16 protein-coding genes and 1 pseudogene are annotated in these 19,139 nt (G+C 63.9%); 6 read left to right on the top strand and 11 right to left on the bottom strand.

Translation table 11 applies throughout. The features are described from left to right. Nucleotides 1-732 (bottom strand): aldehyde dehydrogenase family protein (locus tag ABR948_RS17310; RefSeq protein ID WP_428120033.1); only part of this gene is annotated, 732 nt, incomplete at its 3' end. On the opposite strand from ABR948_RS17310, the gene ABR948_RS17305 reads away from it, so the two are divergent. Beyond that, a complete protein-coding gene (locus ABR948_RS17305) occupies nucleotides 731-916 on the top strand; it encodes a hypothetical protein (protein WP_428120031.1) in 186 nt (61 codons plus the stop codon). The two genes, ABR948_RS17310 and ABR948_RS17305, sit on opposite strands and share 2 nt — an antisense overlap. Before the next feature lie 19 nt (nucleotides 917-935). On the opposite strand, the gene ABR948_RS17300 is transcribed toward ABR948_RS17305, so the two are convergent. Beyond that, entirely contained in the window at nucleotides 936-1,568 is a 633-nt protein-coding gene (locus tag ABR948_RS17300; protein ID WP_428120029.1) for a TetR/AcrR family transcriptional regulator, read from the bottom strand. 189 nt (nucleotides 1,569-1,757) lie between these two features. Between ABR948_RS17300 and ABR948_RS17295 the strand changes: the two genes are divergently transcribed. From ABR948_RS17295 to ABR948_RS17285, 3 genes are all read left to right on the top strand, one after another. Then, nucleotides 1,758-2,528, top strand: coding sequence for an enoyl-CoA hydratase (locus ABR948_RS17295; RefSeq protein ID WP_428120027.1), 771 nt, complete (start codon nucleotides 1,758-1,760; stop codon nucleotides 2,526-2,528). Between the two features lie 112 nt (nucleotides 2,529-2,640). Continuing rightward, nucleotides 2,641-3,837, top strand: a complete 1,197-nt coding sequence (locus tag ABR948_RS17290; protein ID WP_428120025.1) for an acetyl-CoA C-acyltransferase — start codon at nucleotides 2,641-2,643, stop codon at nucleotides 3,835-3,837. Nucleotides 3,838-3,988: 151 nt separating this feature from the next. Further along, complete coding sequence (locus ABR948_RS17285) at nucleotides 3,989-5,272, top strand: MFS transporter (RefSeq protein WP_428120023.1); 1,284 nt, start codon at nucleotides 3,989-3,991, stop codon at nucleotides 5,270-5,272. A gap of 125 nt (nucleotides 5,273-5,397) precedes the next feature. Here the strand turns inward: ABR948_RS17285 and ABR948_RS17280 are convergent, their stop codons facing one another. Then, on the bottom strand, nucleotides 5,398-6,957 hold the full coding sequence (locus tag ABR948_RS17280) for an acyl-CoA carboxylase subunit beta (protein WP_428120021.1): 1,560 nt from the start codon (nucleotides 6,955-6,957) through the stop codon (nucleotides 5,398-5,400). Further along, the gene (locus ABR948_RS17275) at nucleotides 6,887-7,870 is read right to left on the bottom strand and encodes an IclR family transcriptional regulator (protein ID WP_428120019.1); all 984 of its coding nucleotides are present in this window, start codon (nucleotides 7,868-7,870) and stop codon (nucleotides 6,887-6,889) included. Before ABR948_RS17275 ends, ABR948_RS17280 begins: the two co-directional genes overlap by 71 nt. 150 nt (nucleotides 7,871-8,020) lie before the next feature. On the opposite strand from ABR948_RS17275, the gene ABR948_RS17270 reads away from it, so the two are divergent. After that, nucleotides 8,021-8,242: an acyl-CoA carboxylase biotin carboxyl carrier protein subunit gene (locus ABR948_RS17270; protein ID WP_428120017.1), complete on the top strand. Its 222-nt coding sequence runs from the start codon at nucleotides 8,021-8,023 to the stop codon at nucleotides 8,240-8,242. A 129-nt stretch (nucleotides 8,243-8,371) separates the two neighbouring features. Beyond that, nucleotides 8,372-10,231, top strand: coding sequence for a glutaminase A (glsA, locus tag ABR948_RS17265; protein WP_428120015.1), 1,860 nt, complete (start codon nucleotides 8,372-8,374; stop codon nucleotides 10,229-10,231). Nucleotides 10,232-10,243: 12 nt separating this feature from the next. Here the strand turns inward: glsA and ABR948_RS17260 are convergent, their stop codons facing one another. The 7 genes and pseudogenes from ABR948_RS17260 to ABR948_RS17230 all read right to left on the bottom strand — a co-directional run bounded on the left by ABR948_RS17260 (nucleotide 10,244) and on the right by ABR948_RS17230 (nucleotide 19,117). Next, nucleotides 10,244-10,771: a carboxymuconolactone decarboxylase family protein gene (locus ABR948_RS17260; RefSeq protein WP_428120013.1), complete on the bottom strand. Its 528-nt coding sequence runs from the start codon at nucleotides 10,769-10,771 to the stop codon at nucleotides 10,244-10,246. A gap of 515 nt (nucleotides 10,772-11,286) precedes the next feature. After that, entirely contained in the window at nucleotides 11,287-13,386 is a 2,100-nt protein-coding gene (locus ABR948_RS17255) for an acetate--CoA ligase family protein (protein ID WP_428120011.1), read from the bottom strand. After that, nucleotides 13,383-13,754, bottom strand: coding sequence for a Zn-ribbon domain-containing OB-fold protein (locus tag ABR948_RS17250; RefSeq protein ID WP_428120008.1), 372 nt, complete (start codon nucleotides 13,752-13,754; stop codon nucleotides 13,383-13,385). Before ABR948_RS17250 ends, ABR948_RS17255 begins: the two co-directional genes overlap by 4 nt. Continuing rightward, nucleotides 13,751-14,887, bottom strand: coding sequence for a thiolase family protein (locus ABR948_RS17245; RefSeq protein WP_428120006.1), 1,137 nt, complete (start codon nucleotides 14,885-14,887; stop codon nucleotides 13,751-13,753). The genes ABR948_RS17250 and ABR948_RS17245 overlap by 4 nt, the downstream gene beginning before the upstream one ends. Nucleotides 14,888-15,051: 164 nt before the next feature. Continuing rightward, nucleotides 15,052-16,218: an acyl-CoA dehydrogenase family protein gene (locus ABR948_RS17240; protein WP_428120004.1), complete on the bottom strand. Its 1,167-nt coding sequence runs from the start codon at nucleotides 16,216-16,218 to the stop codon at nucleotides 15,052-15,054. Between the two features lie 5 nt (nucleotides 16,219-16,223). Beyond that, nucleotides 16,224-17,435: a CaiB/BaiF CoA transferase family protein gene (locus ABR948_RS17235; RefSeq protein WP_428120002.1), complete on the bottom strand. Its 1,212-nt coding sequence runs from the start codon at nucleotides 17,433-17,435 to the stop codon at nucleotides 16,224-16,226. Between the two features lie 219 nt (nucleotides 17,436-17,654). Then, nucleotides 17,655-19,117, bottom strand: a pseudogene (locus ABR948_RS17230) (class I adenylate-forming enzyme family protein). Nucleotides 19,118-19,139 lie beyond the last annotated feature (22 nt).

Below are 19,139 nucleotides of genomic sequence, written 5' to 3'. Positions count from 1 at the left end.
CGCGCGCTTGCCGGTGGCCGCGGCACGCTCGTAGATATATTGCGCGATCGGCGAGGAGCCGACAAAGCCGACGGCGCGGATATCGGGATCGTCAAGGATGGCGTCGACCGCTTCCTTGTCGCCGTTGACGACATTGAGGATGCCCGGCGGCAATCCCGCCTCGATCATCAGCGCCGCCAATGCCATCGGCACGCCGGGATCGCGCTCCGACGGCTTGAGGATAAAGGCATTGCCGCAGGCAATCGCGGGCGCGAATTTCCACATCGGGATCATGGCCGGGAAATTGAACGGGGTAATGCCGGCGACCACGCCCAGGGGTTGCCGCATCGAATAGATATCGATGCCGGGACCGGCGCCTTCGGTGTATTCGCCCTTCATCAGATGCGGAATGCCGCAGGCGAACTCGACCACTTCGAGGCCGCGCTGAATGTCGCCGCGCGCGTCGGGAACAGTCTTGCCATGCTCGCGGGCCAACAGATCAGCGAGCTTGTCGTAGTCGCGCTGCGCCAGTTCGAGGAACTTCATCATCACGCGGGCGCGGCGCTGCGGATTGGTCGCGCCCCACTCCGGCTGCGCGGCACTGGCATTTTCGACCGCGGCGCGCAGTTCGGCCTTGGAAGCCAGCGCCACCTTGGCCTGGACGTCGCCGGTCATCGGTTCAAACACGTCCGCGAACCTGCCCGATGTGCCCTTGACCTCGCGGCCGCCGATGAAATGTCCGATGGTACGCATGCGTTCCTCCAAGAGCTTAGCCAGCAAGAGCCTGACAAGTGCCGATTTTGGCGGCATCTTGCAGTCTTTACGGCGTTTGGAAAGGTTTTTCAGCGCGCAGCGGATTTGCGAAATTGCCGGCTTTGCGGCGTTTCCGGCGCTCTACGACCAACGTCGAATGCGTCAGTGGCAAGAACCGCTCTAGGAACCACTTCAAGTACCGCTTAATGCGGCGCTGACGGGGCGGCTTTTCTGGCCCTGGGTTTCCCGGCTTTTGGCGACGTCGCCCGGCCCAGCACGGCCTCGCGCCCGGCGCCGAGGATATCGTCGGAAAAATCGCTGCTGCCGGCGATGCGCGCCATCACCAGCGCCCCCATCATGGTCGAAAGGATCGCCATCGCCTGCTTGCGCGCGGCCTTGCGCGGCACGTCCGGAATCTGTTCGGCGAGCATATCGATCATCTGCTCCAATTTGGCCGCAAACGCCTTTCGGGTTTTCGGGCTCTCGCGGGCGATTTCGGCGCCCAGCGTCGGTACCGCGCAGCCGTGGCCGGGATCGTCGCGGTGAACCGGCGTCAGATAGGAATTCACGATGGAGGCGAGACGCTTCTGTGGCGGGGTCTGCTCCGCCAGTTTGCGCCAGCGCTCGGTCGAGCGGTCCATCGCATGGGCAAACGCCTCGATCACCAGCGCTTCCCGGGAATCGAAATGGGCGTAGAACCCGCCATGGGTCAATCCTGCGTCCTTCATCAGGTCGGCGACGCCGATGCCATGCGCGCCCTTCTCGCGAAGCCGAACCGAGGCCTTCTTCACGATCCGCGCGTGGGTCTCGAGCTTGTGTTCCCTGGAGTATCGCATCGGCGGTCCTATAGGATGTTTGAGGTCATATAATAACATCCGCCGCCGCGGAAAGCTGTATTTTATTTCGTTGATGCGTGTCCCCGTCGTGAGATCGCATGTTCCACAGGCCTTGACAAGGCCGGGGTTTTATCCGGGATGTGGTACAACCACCCGACGTGATACCCCCTGACTTTTGGCGAGACCTTCATGCACATGCTCAATCCCTTTTGCGGCGTCGACCGCGACCCGCGCGGCGTCGTCCGCCTGACGATCTGCAACGCCGGCTCGCTCAATATCCTCGGATCGGCCGTGATCAAAGGGGTGCGCGAAGGGCTGGAAGCACTGGCGGCGGAGCGGCAGATCCGCGTACTGGTGATCGCCGGCCAGAGCGAAAAGAGCATGATCGGCGGCGCCGACATCAAGGAAATGGTCGGGCTTGACCAGGCCTCGGCCGAGACATTCATCACCGGCCTGCGCGATCTCTGCGAGGCGGTGCGCGCGTTTCCGGGGCCGGTAATCGCCCGGATGCCCGGCTGGTGCCTCGGCGGCGGGCTCGAAGTGGCCGCCGCCTGCGACTTCCGGGTCGCGGCGCACGATGCCAAATTCGGCATGCCCGAAGTTCGCGTCGGCATTCCCAGCGTGATCCATGCCGCGTTGTTGCCGCGGCTGATCGGCTGGGGCCGGGCCCGCTGGCTCTTGATGACCGCCGAGAATATCGACGCCCCCACCGCATTGGCCTGGGGGCTGGTCGACGTGGTCGCGCCGCCGGGTGGGCTCGATGCCGCGGTCGAAAAGACCGTGGCGGCTCTGCTGGAATGCGCGCCGCAAGCCCTGCGCGCGCAGAAAGACCTGATCCGGCAATGGGAAGAACTGCCGCTGAAGGAATCCGTCAACCTCAGCATCGGCGTGTTCGGGCAATCGTTCCTGACCGGCGAGCCGCAGCGGCTGATGCAGGGCTTTGTCGACCGCAAGCGCTGAGGTCACCTCACGATAATTTATCCGGCCCGCCGTTGCAAATTCCGCAGCGCATCATATGATGTATGTCATTCAAAAGCGCTCTGCCCGAACTTGAGCCCTGAGGAGCCCCGTCATGGCCACAGCTTCCGATCCGGTTGTCATCGTTTCCGCCGCCCGCTCGCCGCTTGGCAAATTCATGGGCGATCTGTCGTCCTTCAGCGCCCACAGACTTGGTTCCCATGTGATCGGCGCGGCGGTCGAGCGCGCAAAGCTCGCGCCGGAGCGGATCGACGAAGTATTCATGGGCTGCGTGCTGCCGGCCGGACAGGGCCAGGCTCCGGCACGGCAGGCCGCGCGCGGCGCCGGACTGCCGGATGCGACGGGGGCCACCACCATCAACAAGGTCTGCGGCTCCGGGATGAAAGCCACCATGCTGGCGCATGACATCATCAATGCCGGCTCCGCCGCCATCGTCGTGTCCGGCGGCATGGAGAGCATGACCAACGCGCCGTACCTCCTGGCCAAGGCACGCGGCGGCTACCGCGCCGGGCATGACCGGATCATCGACCACATGTTCCTCGACGGCCTCGAAGATGCCTACGAGGCCGGGCGCTCGATGGGCGATTTCGGCGAAGCCACCGCGGAGGCCTACCAGTTCACCCGCGGTGCCCAGGACGCCTATGCGATGGAGACGCTGACGCGCGCGCGCAAGGCGGTCGAGGGCGGCGCGTTCAAGGCCGAAATCGTGCCCATCAATGTGGCGGAAAAGGCCGGTCCGCGCACGATCGGCAATGACGAGATTCCGCTGAAGGTCGATCCCGCCAAAATTCCGGGCTTGAAGCCGGCATTCCGCGCCAACGGCACCATTACGCCGGCGGCTTCGTCGGCGAATGCCGACGGCGCCGCGGCGCTGATTCTCGCCAAACGTTCTCTCGCCGACCGCGATGGTCTGCCTGTTCTGGCCGAAATCAAAGGTCACGCCACCCACAGCCAGGAACCGCAATGGTTCACCACCGCGCCGATCCCGGCGATCCGCAAGCTGCTCGACAAGGTCGGCTGGAGCGTCGGCGATGTCGATCTGTTCGAGATCAACGAGGCGTTCGCAGTGGTGGCGATGGCGGCGCAGCGCGATCTCGCAATCCCGCGCGAGAAGCTCAACATCAATGGCGGCGCCTGCGCGCTCGGCCATCCCATCGGCGCGACCGGCGCCCGCCTGATCGTCACGCTGCTGCATGCACTCGAAGCGCACAATCTGAAACGTGGCGTGGCCGCGCTCTGCATCGGCGGTGGCGAAGCGACAGCCATCGCGGTGGAACGCATCGTTCATTAGGGGCCGGACTGATATGTCCTAAATTGAGGGAAGCATGTCATTTCAGACAGACGTCCGATCGTGTAGGATCGCCACGGTCAAGCGAACCTCAAAGACCAGCGCCTGACCTATCCCACCTCATCGTCATCCGGAATTCCGGCAAGGAAGTTTCATGATCTCCAACTGGCTGTCCGCCGCGCTCGCCCGCCGCAATATCCATTATGGCTGGGTGATGGTCGGCGTGACATTTCTCACCGCGCTGATCACCGCCGGTACGGTCGGCGCGCCCGGCGTCTTCATCGTGCCGCTGCAACATGAATTCGGCTGGACCACCGCGGAGATTTCGTCGGCGCTGTCGATCCGCTTCATCCTGTTCGGCCTGATGGCACCGTTCGCCGCCGCGCTGCTCAATCGCTACGGCCTGCGCAATGTAACGCTGTCGGCGTTGCTGATCGTGGCCTCCGCGCTGGTGATGTCGCTGGCGATGACCAAGGTCTGGCAGCTGATGCTGCTGTGGGGCGTGGTGATCGGCATCGGCACCGGGATGACCGCGCTGGTGCTCGGCGCGACCATCGCCGCACGCTGGTTCGCGGCGCGGCGCGGGCTGGTGGTCGGCATTCTCACCGCCAGCGTCGCCACCGGACAGCTGGTATTCCTGCCCCTGCTGGCCAGCCTCACCGAACGCTATGGCTGGCGGATCGCGCTCGGGCTGATCTGCGTGATGCTCGGCGTCGCGGCCTTTGCGGTGCTGATGATCATGCGCGATCGTCCCAGCGACCTTGGACTGCGACCGTTCGGCGACGAAGGCACGCAGCCGCTGCCGGCGCCGCCTCCCAACACCGCGCCGATCATGGCGGCGGCGCTCGGCGCGCTGCGCGACGCCGCCAGGACAAGAGTATTCTGGATTCTGTTCGCGACGTTCTTCATCTGCGGCGCCAGCACCAATGGCCTGATCCAGGTGCATCTGATTCCGATGTGCCTCGATTTCGGCATTCCGCAGGTTCAGGCCGCGAGCCTGCTCGCCGCGATGGGCATCTTCGACTTCTTCGGCACCATCGGATCGGGCTGGCTGTCGGACCGTTACGACAATCGCTGGCTGTTGTTCTGGTATTACGGGCTGCGCGGCCTGTCGCTGCTGTTCCTGCCGTTCAGCAATTTCACATTCTACGGCCTGTCGCTGTTTGCGATGTTCTATGGCCTCGACTGGATCGCCACGGTACCGCCGACGGTGCGGCTCACCGCGCAACGATTCGGACCGGAGCGCGCCAATCTGGTGTTCGGCTGGATTTTCGCCGGCCATCAACTCGGCGCCGGCACCGCGGCGTTCGGCGCTGGTCTATCGCGGACGCTGCTGTTGAGCTACCTGCCGGCGTTCTTCGCCGCCGGCGCGCTCTGCATCATCGCGGCATCGCTGACGCTGACGATCTCGCGGCCGCCGAAACCGGCGGCGGCGTGAAAGCAACCGCCTCGGTGGGCAAAGGCGCGTCTGCGCCGTGCCCACCATCTCTAACGATTCTAGCTGATGGTGGGCACGCTTCGCTTTGCCCACCCTACATCTGCTCACTGCCCGTTATTTGCCCCCTACGGCCGGATCGTCATATTCGTCGCCGGGCCCGGTGTGCGGATCGGTTCGGCCAATCGCGCGAATTCACACAGCAGCGAGCGGGTCTTGCGCGGATCGATGATCTCCTCGACCCAGAATTTTTCTGCCGAGCGGAACGGCGAGCGCAGTTTGTTGAGGCGATCCTCGATCTCCTTCAGCTTGGCTTTCGGATCGTCCGCCGCATCGATGTCGGCGCGGTAGGCCGCCTCGATACCGCCTTCCAGCGGCAGCGACCCCCAATAGGCCGATGGCCAGGCATAACGCAGCGAGAACCGGTCCGCCGGCTGATGCACGACGCCGGCGACGCCGAAGGAATTGCGCACGATGATGGTGCACCAGGGCACGGTGGTCTGGTTGACCGCGGCCATCGCGCGCACGCCGTGGCGGATGGTGGCCGCCTTCTCGGCATCAAGCCCGATCATGAAGCCCGGACAATCCATCAGATAGACCACCGGCAGATGGAAGGTCTCGGCAAGATCGACGAACCGCACCACCTTCTGGCACGCTTCCGCGGTCCACGATCCGCCGTAGTGAAAGGGATCGCTGGCCAACAACAATACGGCGCGGCCTTCCAGCCGCGCAAACCCCGTAATGATCGAGCGCCCGAAATTGGCGCCCATCTCGAAGAACGAACCCTTGTCGACCACCGCGTCGATGATCGGGCGCATCTTGTAGACCTGACGGCGGTTGCGCGGCACCGCCTTCATCAGCGATTCCTCGGCGCGCTCCGGATCATCGTCGCAGGGAATCGTCGGCGGCAATTCGTAGACCGACGACGGCAGATAAGACAGGAAACGCCTGGCGCAGGCGAACGCTTCCTCCTCGGTATCGACGGCATGATCGACGCCGCCGGCACGGGTCTGGATATCGGCGCCGCCGAGCTCCTGCTTGGTGAGATCCTGGCCAAGGCGTTTCACGACCGGCGGACCGGCGACGAACATCGCCGAGCTCTTGGTCATCACCGAATAATGGCTGGCCGCCAGCCGCGCCGCGCCGAGCCCCGCCACCGAACCGAGGCCGAGACCCACCACCGGAACGCGGGCCATGTTCGCGGTCGTGTACCAATACCAGCGGGTGCCACCGATGCCGCCCGGCAGATTGGCGGCGCCTTTGGTTTCGATGGTTTTCACCGAGCCGCCGCCGCCGGAGCCTTCGATCACCCGGATGATCGGCAGGCGGAAGTCATGCGCCATTTCCTCGGCCATCAGCGGCTTCGCCGAGATCGAGGCATCGGCGGAGCCGCCGCGCACGGTGAAATCGTCGCCGACCACGACCACCGGGCGACCGGCGATCTTGCCGCGGCCGAACACGCAATTGGCGGGCGTCAGATGGGTGAGTTCGCCGTTGTCGTCATATTCGGCACTGCCGGAAATCGCGCCGATCTCGTGGAAGCTTGTCTGATCGACCAGTTTGTCGATGCGCTCGCGAACGGTGAGCCGGCCCTGGTCGCGTTGCCGCTTGACCTTGTCAACGCCTCCCATCTCGCGCGCGAACGCTTCGCGCCGGGCGAGGTCGTCGAGTTCCGGCTTCCAGTTCATTCGTATCCTCCGTCTTGATGGTCTTGGTCTTGTTCTTGTTAGGCGCGGGTACCGGCAGCGCTTTGCTCTCGATGCGATCGCTGAAGATATCCCCGTCGGCGCCTTCCAGCAGGCTGCCGATCGCGGCACTCAGTTCCAGAAGCCGCGGCGCCACTTCGGTGTGCAGCCGCTTCTCGTCATACATCGCGGACAACAGGCCGATCGTGACCACGACGAAGGTCTGGTATTGCGGCGACCATAGCGGCACCCCGAGACCGTTGATATGCGGGCTCCACAGCCCACAGGCGACGACATAGCCGTGTTCGCGCAGGAAGCCGCGATTGGCCGCAAGACGCGGCCGCAGCAATTTGGCGTCATCGGGAATGTCGCGCTCCATTTCCGCCATCAGGGCGTCGCCGACATCGTCGTCGAGCGCGGCGGTATAGGCATGACCTGCCGCGGTGCTGGTCATCGCAATGCGGCTGCCGGTGCTGGAGTGCATGCCGATCGCGTTGGCGGCCCGGGCATATTCGAGATAGACGAGATCGAAGCGATCCGGGATCACGAATCCGACGGTACCGGGCAATTGTTCGGCGACATCCTGCAGCCGCAGCCGGATCAGGTTGCGCAACTGCAAGCCCCGCATCATCGCGGTGCTCATCGCGACCGCGCTCGGCCCGATCCGGTATTTCTGGTCGCGCGGCAGATAAACCAGCTGTCCCATCCGGGTCAGCGTGTGGGTCAGGCGCGAGACCGTCGATCGCGGCAGTCCGCAGCGATTGGAAATTTCCAGATTGCCGAGCCGCGCCTCATGGCCCTCGAAGCAGCGCAAGACGTCGAAGGCGCGCGACACCACCTGAATGACATCGCCCTCCCCTGCAAGATCGCTGGCGAGCATTCCCTGCTTACTGAGCCGCTCCGAACGTCGTCCCATCCCGCACCCGCTATTCCGCCATATGGAATAAAATTCCACTTGCAGAACAAACTACCTCAGGCAATCTGCGGCCACAACTGGAAGCCGGGGGCGCCCGCCCCTGAACAGGTGCGCATTCGGTCGCGCGCGGCGGTTGTCCCGGAGAGCGGAATGCCTGACATCAAGATCGTGACCGAAGTGGCGGGGCGCGTTTGCGCGCTTCCGGTCGAAATCGGAGCAAGCCTCAGCGAAGGTGACGACATTGCGTTCGTCGAAGCGATGAAGATGGAGATTCCTGTCGCCGCCCCGGCCGCGGGAAAACTGAAATCGATCCTGGTCAGCCTCGATGATGTGGTGGCCGAGGGACAGGTCCTCGCCGTGATCGAGACCTGAACGCGCTGTTCCCGCGCGCGACTTGCCGTATAACACTTGCCGCATAAAGCGTCATCGGACAGGTTTCGGCGCGCGCAGAGGCGACGTAGAGTCGGCTTGCGCGAACCTACCCGCATGACAGGACCGGACATGAACAGCTTGCGCTCGGCGCCTTCTCACAAGGCCGCGGACTGGGCCGCCGCCAAGCCGCCTTTGCTGCGGTTCCTCACTGCCTGCCACGCGGATTTCGCCTCGGAGAACGGCGGGGCCGTTGCCGACTATATCCCCGAACTCGGCAAGGCCGATCCCGATCATTTCGGCATCAGCCTCGCCACCATCGACGGCCATGTCTACGAGGTCGGGGATACCCGGATTCCCTTCACGATCCAGTCGATGTCGAAGCCATTCGTGTTCGCGCTGGCGCTGGATACGCTTGGCGCAGCAAGGGTCGAAAGCGAGATCGGCGTCGAGCCGTCAGGCGATCCTTTCAACTCGATCCGCCTCAACGCCGACAATCATCCCTTCAATCCGATGGTCAATGCCGGCGCCATCGCCTGTTCAGGGCTTATTCGGCAGGCCAAGGGCGACGGCGCCTTCGACTATATCCGTCAGGCGCTCGGCCGGTTTGCCGGGCGCGAGCTTGGCATCGACGAAGCCGTCTATGCTTCGGAAAATGCCACCGGCGACCGCAACCGCGCGATCGGCTATCTCCTGCGCAACTCCACCGTCATCAAGGATGATGTCAGTGCGGTGCTGGAGGTCTATTTCCGGCAATGCTCGGTGCTGGTGACGGCGCGCGACATCGCGATCATGGCGGCGACGCTGGCCAATCGCGGCATCAATCCCGTGACCGGCGAACAGGTGCTGACCCCCTACGCGATCTCGCGCACGCTCTCGGTAATGACCAGTTCCGGCATGTATGATTATGCCGGCGAATGGATCTATCGCGTCGGCATTCCCGCCAAGAGCGGGGTCGGCGGCGGCATTCTGGCGGCGTTGCCGGCGCGGCTCGGGCTCGGCAGCTATTCGCCCCGGCTCGACAGCCACGGCAACAGCGTGCGCGGCATCAAGGTCTGCGAGGCGCTGTCGCTGCACTACGACCTGCATATGCTCAATCGCAGCGACGATGCCCGCAACAGCATCATCGCCGACTACAACATCGGAAACAGCGCCTCACGACGCAGCCGGCGTCCGCATGAGCAGAAAATCCTTGCCGCCCATCACCACGATGTCCGGATCATCGAACTGGTGGGCACGCTGACCTTTGCCAATGTCGACTATGTTTCGCGTCAGCTGGGAACAAAGCCGCGCCCGCAATTCATTATCTTCGACCTGCGCCGGGTCGCGGCGATGACGCGCGCCGGCGCCCGCCTGCTCGCCGAGGGCCTTCGCGAACTGGCCTTGTTCCATGTGACCGCGATCATCTCCGGCATCAAGCGTTCTTCGGCGGAATGGCAACCGCTCGGCGAATGGGTCAAGGGCGTGTCGAATTTGCGTAACTACCATCTGCTCGACGAGGCCATCGAATGGGCCGAGGACCAGATCGTCTACCGGCACGGCGGCGTCATCGAGTCCGTGGAGGTTACCGAACTTTCCGAGCAGCCGCTGCTGGCAGGATTGACCGCGGACGACCTCGCGCGGCTTGCCGCGCTGGGCACGATCAGAACCTATCAAGGGGGACAGCGGATCATCGCCACAGCCGAACCCGCGACCTCGCTGTTCTTTCTCATAAGCGGCGTCGTCCACGTCAGACTGCCCGACGGTATCCGGCTCGCGACCATCGCCGCGGGCATGGCGTTCGGGGAGATGGCGCTGTTTGAGACGCACCGCTCGGCCGATGTGCTGGCCGACAATTCCGTCACCGCTCTTGAAGTGCCGCTGCGCGATTTTCAGCGCTTTCGCGAGGAGCATCCGCGCACCGGCGAACGCATCATGCGCAATCTCGCGCAATTGCTCGCCGACCGCCTGATCGTGGCCAACGCCAGGGTGAATTTGCTGACCGCGAACTGACGAACGCGCGCGCTACCCAACCACTTCCGTCACCGGCTGCATGTCGATACCAAAAGTTTCCAGGAACTTCGACGTCATGATGTAGAAGCCGACCGAGAGCTGCAGTTCGACCAGCGCCGCCGGCGTCAGCTTGGCCGCGATGGCGTTGAACGTGGCGTCAGTCGGGCGGCGCAGCGCGACGATTTCGTCGGTGAAGGCGAGCGCCGCGCGCTGCAGCTCGTTGAAGCAGGTCGCGGGCTCCCAGTCCTCCAGCGCCGCGTTCTGTTCGTCGGTCACCCCGACGTTCTTGCCGATGCGCTTGTGCGCGACGATCTCATAGGGCGCCTCGCACAGAATCCCCGTCCGCGTGATCGCGAGTTCCCGCACCACCGGATCCAATTCGCCACGGTGGCGGATCGCGCCGCCGAGACGGCAATATTGCTCAAAATAACTCGGCGAATGCGCCATCATCCGAAAGATATTGGCGTTGCGGTTTTTGCCCAGGATTTCGCGGGTGCGTTCATTCGATTTCGAAGTATCGCAATAATCGATGCGGGCCATAATTCACCTTGGGGTTCCGAGATTGTTCAATCTGCTTTGTTGAATAGCAGGTTCCATCTGAAAGAGTATCGAGCTGACGACAAGGGATCAACAGCCTGCTCGGGCCGGGCCAGCCATTGCGCCAGAAAATCGCTTTCAAAATTCCATCTCCCGCGCATAAACCGGCTGCATGCGAGCCAAAATGCCGCCGCATTGCTGTTCGACCTTGGGATGGTCGATATTCGCTGAGTGGGGACTCGTCAAAGCGGATACTCGTCGTGGGGTGTTCCGAGTAACAAATATATCGGTCGTCGGGCCTTCGCAGGCCACGATGAATCGCGCCCGAGTCTAGGGAGAATACATGAAGGAAGCCACCAAGAGGGCAGCCTCGGAGGTGCTTGCGCAGACGCTGGCGGTGACGGCTATGCTTGTCATCGCCAGCTTTGTGTTTTACTGGCGATGACAACTGCCTGCGAGGCGCGGAGGCGACGAAGCACCCAACCTCCGCTTACGGCGCCGTTGTTCTGAACAGGGATCTAGCCCTGAAACACCACGGCATCGACAACGACGCAGCCCTTGCCGGCGCTGTCGAGCAACACCGGATTAAGGTCGAGGCTCATTACTTTGGCCGCGGGATCGAGCATCAATTCGCCGATCCTGACGACGGCGTCGCAAAGCGCATCGACATCCATCGGCGGTTCGCCGCGCACGCCGGCGAATAGCGGCGCGATCCTCAATTTGCCGAGCGCCTCCCTGGCGTCGCCTAGCGAAAACGGCGGCAGCAGCAGCGTGGTATCGCGGAAAATCTCGACATATTTGCCGCCATCACCGACCGCCACCACGGGGCCGAACACGGGATCGCGATGCGCGCCGATCATGATTTCGCGCCGGCCGCCGGCCATCGCCGCGATGATGACGCCGTCGAACCGGGCCCCGTGCTTGCGGATGATTTCCTCCATCTGCGCCCAGATCTCGCCGGCCTCCTCGCGGGTCCTGACGCCGAGCTTCACCAGACCAAGCTCCGACTTGTGCGCGATATCGGCCGAACACCCCTTGACCACGACCGGGCCGCCGATGGTCTCGAATGCGGCGATGGCCTCGGCGCGCGAGCGGCACAAGCGATGCGGCACCACCGGAATGCCGCGCGCGGCCAGCAATGCGAGGCTGTCGGCTTCGTTGAGCATTGTTGTCGCCGCCGACGAAGTCGGCAGGCTGGACGGAGTGGTGTCGTTGCCGCGGATCGCCTGGCGCGCGCGGGTGCGCGCCATCAGCTCGCGATGCGCCAGGAACTGGTGCAGCGCCGTGACCGCTTCGGTCTCGGTCGGAAATACCGACGAGCCTTCCGCCGCGAATTGATCGGCGACACTGCGTTGCGTCGCGGCGATCACAAGCGGCTTGCCGGTTTGTTTGCCGAAGGCCGCCGCGTCTCGGGCGAACGCCTCGACGTCGTAGCCGGGCCCGGCAACGGGAACGCCGATCAGGAAGGCGTCGGCGGCAGGGTCCTCCGCGATCACCGGCAGGATGTCGCCGAACAGCCGGCTGTTGGACAGCAGTGCCGCCGTCAGGTCGATCGGATTCGTCGTGGTCGCAAAACTCGGCAGGATGCCCTTGAGCTTCCTGTCGGTTTCATCCGCCAGCTTCGCCATCGGCATGCCGACGGCGGTCGCCGCATCCGCCGTCATGACGCAGACCGCGCCGGAATTGCTGATGGCCACGAGCCGCCTGCCCCTGGGTTTCCAGCCCTTGAGGTAAAGCTCGGTGGCCTCGACCAGACCGCGCATATCCGGCGCGCGCCAGATGCCGTGATGCTCGAAGAAGGCATCGACCACGCGATCCTCGTTGGCGAGCGCGCCGGTATGCGATTGCGCCGCTTGCCGCCCGGCTTCGGAGCGGCCGGATTTCAGCGCGATGATCGGAAGATCACGGTCGAGGGCGACGGCGGCGAGTTCTTCCAGATATTTCTTCTCAGGAATGCTTTCGAGATACAGCAACAGCAGCTTGACCTCGGGATCCTCGGCGACCGCGACCGCGAGTTCGCCGACGGTAATGTCGGCATCGTTGCCGGTGGCATGGGTGTGGCGGACGCCGATGCCGCGCTGGCGTAAGAACCCGACCGGCACGGTTGAGAGCGCGCCGCTCTGACTCAGCATCGCGACGTGCCCTTCCGACCGGTCCATGTCCATGAACATGGTGGAGAAGCTCGCGATCGCGCCGGTACCGAAATTGGCCAGCCCCTGCGAATTGGGGCCGACGATGCGCATGCCGGCTCTGTGCGCGGCCTCGACCATCCGCCGCTCTTTCGCCTTGCCCGCGACCGCGTCGACTTCGCCAAAGCCCGAGGCCATTACCACGGCGACCTTGACGCCATGCGCGGCGCACTCTTCCACCACACCGATGGCGTTGTCGCCGGCCACCGCGACGATCACCATTTCGGGCGCTTCGGGTAAATCGGAGAGGCTCTTGTAGCATCTGTGCCCCTGCACTTCCGACCGCGACGGATTGATCGGGAAAATCCTGCCCTTGAAGCCGAACTTGTCGAGGTAATGCACCGGACGCCCGCCAACCTTATTGGGATTTTCCGATGCGCCGATGATGGCAATCGAGCGCGGATCCAGCGCAGCCTTGAGACGGCTCATGATGTTGTCCTTGTAAAATGGGGAATGAGGCGACCGGCGAACGGCACAAATCGCGCGGTCACCTCGTCGCCGATGGCAAGATCGCTATCGCCATGGGCCATCATGCGAAAGCCCTCGGCGGTATCGACCAGAACGATGTTGTAGGGAACATGGGCGCGGGTTTCCGGCGTGGCCGCGCGGCACACCAGCGAGGTGGCATAGACCGTCCCCTTGCCGCTGGCGTATTTTTGTTCCGGGTCCGCTGCCCCACAACTGGCGCAGAAGCGACGGCGGAAATATTGCGGCGTGCCGCAGGCCGAACAGGATTGATAGCTGATCGCCTCGGCGCCCGTGGTCCAGTCCGCAAGGGCTTGCTTGCTGCCGCTCATCGCGTGCGCTCCAGAAACAGGCTGACATGCGAGGACAATACGCCGCCATCGCCGTGCAGCAGCGCGACGGAGGCGTCGCGTACCTGGCGGTTACCGGCGCGCCCGGTCATCTGCAGATGGGTTTCAACCAGATGCGCCATCGCACCGCCGACGCCGCAATGGCCGTAACTGAGAAGCCCGCCATGGGTGTTGAGCGGCATCGTGCCGTCACGGCCAAAATGCCCCGCCCTCACTTGCGCCGCCGCCTCGCCGCGCCCGGCGAGACCGAGGTCTTCCAGCAGCATCGCCAGCGTGATGGTGAAGCTGTCATAGACCGCTGCATAGCGCACATCTGACATCGCGACACCGGATGCGGCCTTGGCGCGCGCGACCGCGATCTCGGCGCCGAATTCGCTCAGAGCCGGCGCCGCCGTGACATGCTGATGGGTATGCGCCTGCGCGCAGCCGCGCACACGCACGCCGGTCTCGCCGGTAGGTTCCCGGCTGACGACAAAGGCCGCACCGCCATCGGATACCGGACAGCAATCCAGCAATTTGAGCGGCAGCGCCACCGGCTTCGATTGCATGACATCGGCGACCGTGATCGCGTCGTGGAATTGCGCGCCGGGATGCATCAGCGCGTGGCGCCGCATCAGCACCGCGAATTCGGCGAGATCCTCTTGCGTCAAACCATATTCATGCATGTAGCGCGATGCGACCAGGCCATAATAGGCCGGAATGGTCGGCCCCAGCGGCACTTCGTAGTCGGGATGACCGACCTGCGCCAGCGCCAGGATCGAGGCGTCACGGCTCTGGCCGGTCAGCCGGTTCTCGCCCGCCACCACCAGCACATGCCGGACAACGTTCGACTCCACCAGATGATGCGCCAGCATCGTCATCGCCAGGCCTGTCGCACCGCCGACCTGCACCGCATGCGCATAGGCCGGCCGAATGCCGAAGTGCTCGGCGAAGACAGTCGCGAGCATGATGTGCGGCGCGACGGTGCTGTAGCCACAGAGGATGCCGTCGATATCAGCGCGTTTCAGGCCGGCATCCGATATCGCGAGGTCGGCGGCCGTGCTCATGAGGTCGAGCGACGATGAGCCCTCATGCCTGCCGAATGCCGTCAGTCCAACGCCGGTGATGAAGCTCATGGTGAGAGAATTTCGCTGGATTTCGTCATTCCAGGATGCGCCCCTTGGCGCAGACCCGGAATCTCGAGATTCCCCGATGTGCTGTGCACATCTGAGGTTCGCATCTTCGATGCGCCCCGGAATGACGACCGAAAACTCACAACCCGCGCCATCTCAACCAGCCCTCAATACGACTTCGGCAGGCCCAGCACCTTCTCGGCAATGAAGCTGAGAATGAGCTGGGGACTGATCGGCGCGATGCGCGGGATCAGGGATTCGCGCAGATAACGCTCGACGTGGAATTCCTTGGCGTAGCCGAAGCCGCCATGGGTCATCACCGCCTGCTCGCAGGCGTGATAACCGGCTTCGCCGGCGAGATATTTGGCGGCATTGGCCGCCGGCCCGCAGGGCAGGCCCTGATCGTATTGCCAGCCCGCCGATAGCGTCATCAGCCAGGCCGCCTCCAGCTCCATCCAGTTCTTCGCCAGCGGATGCTGGATCGCCTGGTTCTTGCCGATCGGACGGTTGAATACGTTGCGGGTTTTGGCATAGGCCGCGGCGCGCGACAGCGCCAGTTTGCCCAACCCGACAGCCTCTGCTGCGATCAGGATGCGTTCCGGATTCATGCCGTGCAGAATATATTCGAAGCCACGGCCTTCCTCACCGAGGCGATCTTCGAGCGGAATTTCAAAATTCTCGATGAACAGCTCGTTGGAATCGACGGCCTTGCGGCCCATCTTCTCGATTTCATGAACGGCGATGCGGCTGCGATCAAAATCCGTATAGAACAGGCTGAGGCCGTGGGTCGGATTTTTCACTTCTTCCAGCGGCGTGGTCCGCGCCAGCAACAGAATCTTTTCCGCGACCTGCGCGGTGGAGATCCAGACCTTCTGGCCGTTGACCACGTATTTGTCGCCGGTACGAACCGCGCGGGTCTTGAGCTGAGTGGTGTTGAGGCCGGTGTTGGGTTCGGTGACCGCGAAGCAGGCCTTCTCCTTGCCTGAGACAATCGGCGGCAGCATCCGCCGGCATTGCTCATCATTGCCGAACACCACCACCGGATTGAGCCCGAACACATTCATATGGACGGCGGAGGCGCCGGACATGCCGGCGCCGGACTCCGAGATCGTCCGCATCATGATCGCGGCATCGACGATGCCCAAACCTGAGCCGCCATAGGCCTCGGGAATGCAGATGCCGAGCCAGCCGGCGTCCGCCAGCGCCTTGTGGAAGTCGGCGGGAAAACCGCCCTCCTTGTCCTTCTTCAGCCAATAGCCATCGTCGAAGCGCGCGCAGATTTTCCCGACCGCGTCGCGGATCGATTCCTGGTTGGCGGTCAGCGCGAAATCCATGCGTCTCAATCCGTTGCGATGTTGGGCGCCGCTATGGTGACACCGTCGCGCACCAAGGCGGCGATCTCGTCTGCGGAAAATCCGGCTTCGTGCAAAATCTCGGCACCATGTTCGTTCAACCGCGGCGCCAGCCGCGCCGCCTCGACCGGCGTGTCCGACCAGGTGGCGGACACTTTCATGCTGCGGATTGGGCCTTCGCTCGGATGCTCGACCACCGGAAAGAACTCGGTCGCGACCAGATGCGGATCCCGCAGGATGCTCTCGAGATCGTGCATCGGCATGACCGGGACATCGGCCGTGGTAAGCAGTTCAGTCCACTGCGCCGTGGTGCGCGTCTCGAAGATGCGGGCGAGTTCAGCGTAGACCATGTCGATATTGACGGCGCGCCCGGCAAAGGTCGCGAATCTGGGATCGCTACGCAGATCATCGCGGCCGGTGGCCTTGAAGAAATTCTCCCACTGCTTGTCGTTATAGACGATCACGCAGATGTAGCCATCCGAGGTCTTGTAGGGTCGCCGGTCGCGCGACAGATGCCGCGCGTAACCGCCTTTGTCCAGCGGCGGCTCGTAGGTCAGGCCGCCCATGTGATCGCCCATCACAAAACCCGCCATGGTCTCGAACATCGGAATATCGACGCGCTGGCCGCGCCCGGTGCGGTCGCGGTGCACGAGGCTGGCGCAGATCGCGCCGACCGCCGTGAGCCCGACGATACGGTCGACCAGCGCATTCGGGACATAGCGCGGAACTCCGTCGCTGGTCTGCGCCATCAGCGCGGGCAGCGCGGTCGCGCCCTGGATCAGATCGTCATAGGCGGGCTTGGCGGCATAGGGCCCGTCCTGGCCGAAGCCGAACACGCCGGCATAGACCAGGCGCGGATTGATCTTCGAGACCACGTCGTAGCCGAGCTGCAGCCGCGCCATTGCCTGCGGACGGACATTGTAGACCAGCACATCGGCGGATGCGATCAGCCGCAGCACCGCGTCGCGGCCCGCCGGCTTTTTCAGATCGAGGCAGATGCTGCGTTTGCTGCGGTTGGTGTTGAGAAACACCGGACCCATGCCGGGATGGCGGGTCGGCCCGATCAGCCGCGTCACGTCGCCGTCAGGTGTTTCGACCTTGATGACGTCGGCGCCATAATCGCCGAGCATCTGGGTGGCATAGGGCCCCATCAGCACGGTCGTCATGTCGACGACCTTGATGCCCTCCAGTGGTCCCATGGTTCGGTTCGCTCCCGGCGACGGCGCGATATTGGTTCCCGCCATTTTCTGCAGTCTAGTAACGGCAGGCCGTCGGCAAGATCAAGGGCGGCCAGCGTATGGGGGCATGCGTAATGGGACTTCGTAGGGTGGGCAAAGCGAAGCGTGCCCACCACGCATCAAAACACGTAAAAAGTGGTGGGCACGGCGCCAACGCGCCTTTGCCCACCCTACGGCTTGCTACGAGTTCCCCATCATCACCCGCAGTTCCGTCTTCAGCACCTTGCCATAATTGTTCTTCGGCAACGCCTCGAGATAGACGTAGCGCTTGGGCCGCTTGAAGCGCGCGATCGAGGCCAGGCAGTGCGCGTCCAGCCTGACGTCGTCGGCTACGGCGCCCGGTTCCAGCACCACGCAGGCGACCACGATCTCGCCCCAGTCCGGGTCAGGTACGCCGATCGCCGAAACCTCGCAGACATCCGGATGCGTCAACAGCGCCTCCTCGACCTCGCGCGGATAGATGTTGGTGCCGCCCGAAATGATCACGTCCTTGGAACGATCCGACAGCGTCAGGAAGCCATCCTCATCCAGCCGTCCGACATCCCCGGTGCGCAGCCAGCCGTCCTTGAGGGTCTCGGCATTGGCCTTGGGGTTGTTCCAGTAGCCGAGCATCACCGCGGCGCCCTTGGCCTCGACCTCTCCGGTCTCGCCCGATGGAAGCAGCGTTCCATCCGCATCTGTGATGCGAACCGACATCACGCTTTGCGCCGGCCCGACCGAGGCCAGGCGCTCCAGTGGCCATAGATCTGCACAAAACGCTGACCCATGGTCGCGATCGCGTCCCGGATATCGGCGAGATACATCGGTCCGCCGCCATAGATGATGGTGCGAATGCCCTCGCCGGTCTCGCCGCGGCGTTTGGCGGCATCGACCAGACGCCGCACCATGGTGGGGGCGGCGAACATCACGACATTGTCGAGCTGCCGGCCAAGATTGAGCACTTCATCCGGATCGAAGCCGCCGGATTCGGGAATGACGTGCCGTCCGCCCATGCGGACGTGCGGGAAGTTATAAAGGCCCGCCCCGTGGGAGATCGGCGCGGCGTAGAGCGACGCATCGTGCGGCATCGCCTGATCGACATCGGCGAGATAGCATAGCGACATCGCCACCAGATTGCCGTGGCTCAGCATCACCCCCTTGGGGCGGCCGGTGGTGCCCGAGGTATAGAACAGCCAGGCGAGATCATTTTCCTCACGTGGCAACGGCCTCGGCGCGCCTTCGCTTTCGCGCATCGCGCGGTAGACATCGCTGTCGACCGACAGCATTTTCATCGCAGCCGGCAGATCGCCCTCAACCTCCGCCAATGCCTCGACCGTATCGTCGGAAACGAACGTCAGTTTGGCGCCGGCGTCGCCGCAGATCCAGGCCGCCTCGCGTCCGTGCAGCTTGGCATTGATCGGGATCGCGACAGCGCCGATCCACCAGATCCCGTAGAGGCATTCGAGATATTGCGTGCAATTGGTCGCGAACAGGCCGACGCGGTCGCCGGGCGCGATGTGATAGTCGCGCGACAACGCCGCACCGATCGCCGCGGCCCGCCGTGCAAAGGTGGCGTAGTCGGCATCGAGGTCGAATCCGGTCAGCAGCGCCGGCGCATCGGGGCGAAGCCGCGCCGATGCCGCCAGCCATTCGGCGACGTTCATCGCTCAGGCCCTCGGCATTTCA

The organism is Bradyrhizobium sp. (assembly GCF_050014615.1).
GTDB lineage: Bacteria > Pseudomonadota > Alphaproteobacteria > Rhizobiales > Xanthobacteraceae > Bradyrhizobium.
Note: the sequence above shows the minus strand (reverse complement) of the source record. Positions and strands in the feature narration are given on the sequence as shown.

What these genes read in the sequence shown, in the direction of transcription:
- ABR948_RS17305 (WP_428120031.1), top strand. Translation starts at nt 731, where the DNA reads ATGCGTTCCTCCAAGAGCTTAGCCAGCAAGAGCCTGACAAGTGCCGAT.
- ABR948_RS17300 (WP_428120029.1), bottom strand. Translation starts at nt 1,568, where the DNA reads ATGCGATACTCCAGGGAACACAAGCTCGAGACCCACGCGCGGATCGTG.
- ABR948_RS17295 (WP_428120027.1), top strand. Translation starts at nt 1,758, where the DNA reads ATGCACATGCTCAATCCCTTTTGCGGCGTCGACCGCGACCCGCGCGGC.
- ABR948_RS17290 (WP_428120025.1), top strand. Translation starts at nt 2,641, where the DNA reads ATGGCCACAGCTTCCGATCCGGTTGTCATCGTTTCCGCCGCCCGCTCG.
- ABR948_RS17285 (WP_428120023.1), top strand. Translation starts at nt 3,989, where the DNA reads ATGATCTCCAACTGGCTGTCCGCCGCGCTCGCCCGCCGCAATATCCAT.
- ABR948_RS17280 (WP_428120021.1), bottom strand. Translation starts at nt 6,957, where the DNA reads ATGAACTGGAAGCCGGAACTCGACGACCTCGCCCGGCGCGAAGCGTTC.
- ABR948_RS17275 (WP_428120019.1), bottom strand. Translation starts at nt 7,870, where the DNA reads ATGGGACGACGTTCGGAGCGGCTCAGTAAGCAGGGAATGCTCGCCAGC.
- ABR948_RS17270 (WP_428120017.1), top strand. Translation starts at nt 8,021, where the DNA reads ATGCCTGACATCAAGATCGTGACCGAAGTGGCGGGGCGCGTTTGCGCG.
- glsA (WP_428120015.1), top strand. Translation starts at nt 8,372, where the DNA reads ATGAACAGCTTGCGCTCGGCGCCTTCTCACAAGGCCGCGGACTGGGCC.
- ABR948_RS17260 (WP_428120013.1), bottom strand. Translation starts at nt 10,771, where the DNA reads ATGGCCCGCATCGATTATTGCGATACTTCGAAATCGAATGAACGCACC.
- ABR948_RS17255 (WP_428120011.1), bottom strand. Translation starts at nt 13,386, where the DNA reads ATGAGCCGTCTCAAGGCTGCGCTGGATCCGCGCTCGATTGCCATCATC.
- ABR948_RS17250 (WP_428120008.1), bottom strand. Translation starts at nt 13,754, where the DNA reads ATGAGCGGCAGCAAGCAAGCCCTTGCGGACTGGACCACGGGCGCCGAG.
- ABR948_RS17245 (WP_428120006.1), bottom strand. Translation starts at nt 14,887, where the DNA reads ATGAGCTTCATCACCGGCGTTGGACTGACGGCATTCGGCAGGCATGAG.
- ABR948_RS17240 (WP_428120004.1), bottom strand. Translation starts at nt 16,218, where the DNA reads ATGGATTTCGCGCTGACCGCCAACCAGGAATCGATCCGCGACGCGGTC.
- ABR948_RS17235 (WP_428120002.1), bottom strand. Translation starts at nt 17,435, where the DNA reads ATGGGACCACTGGAGGGCATCAAGGTCGTCGACATGACGACCGTGCTG.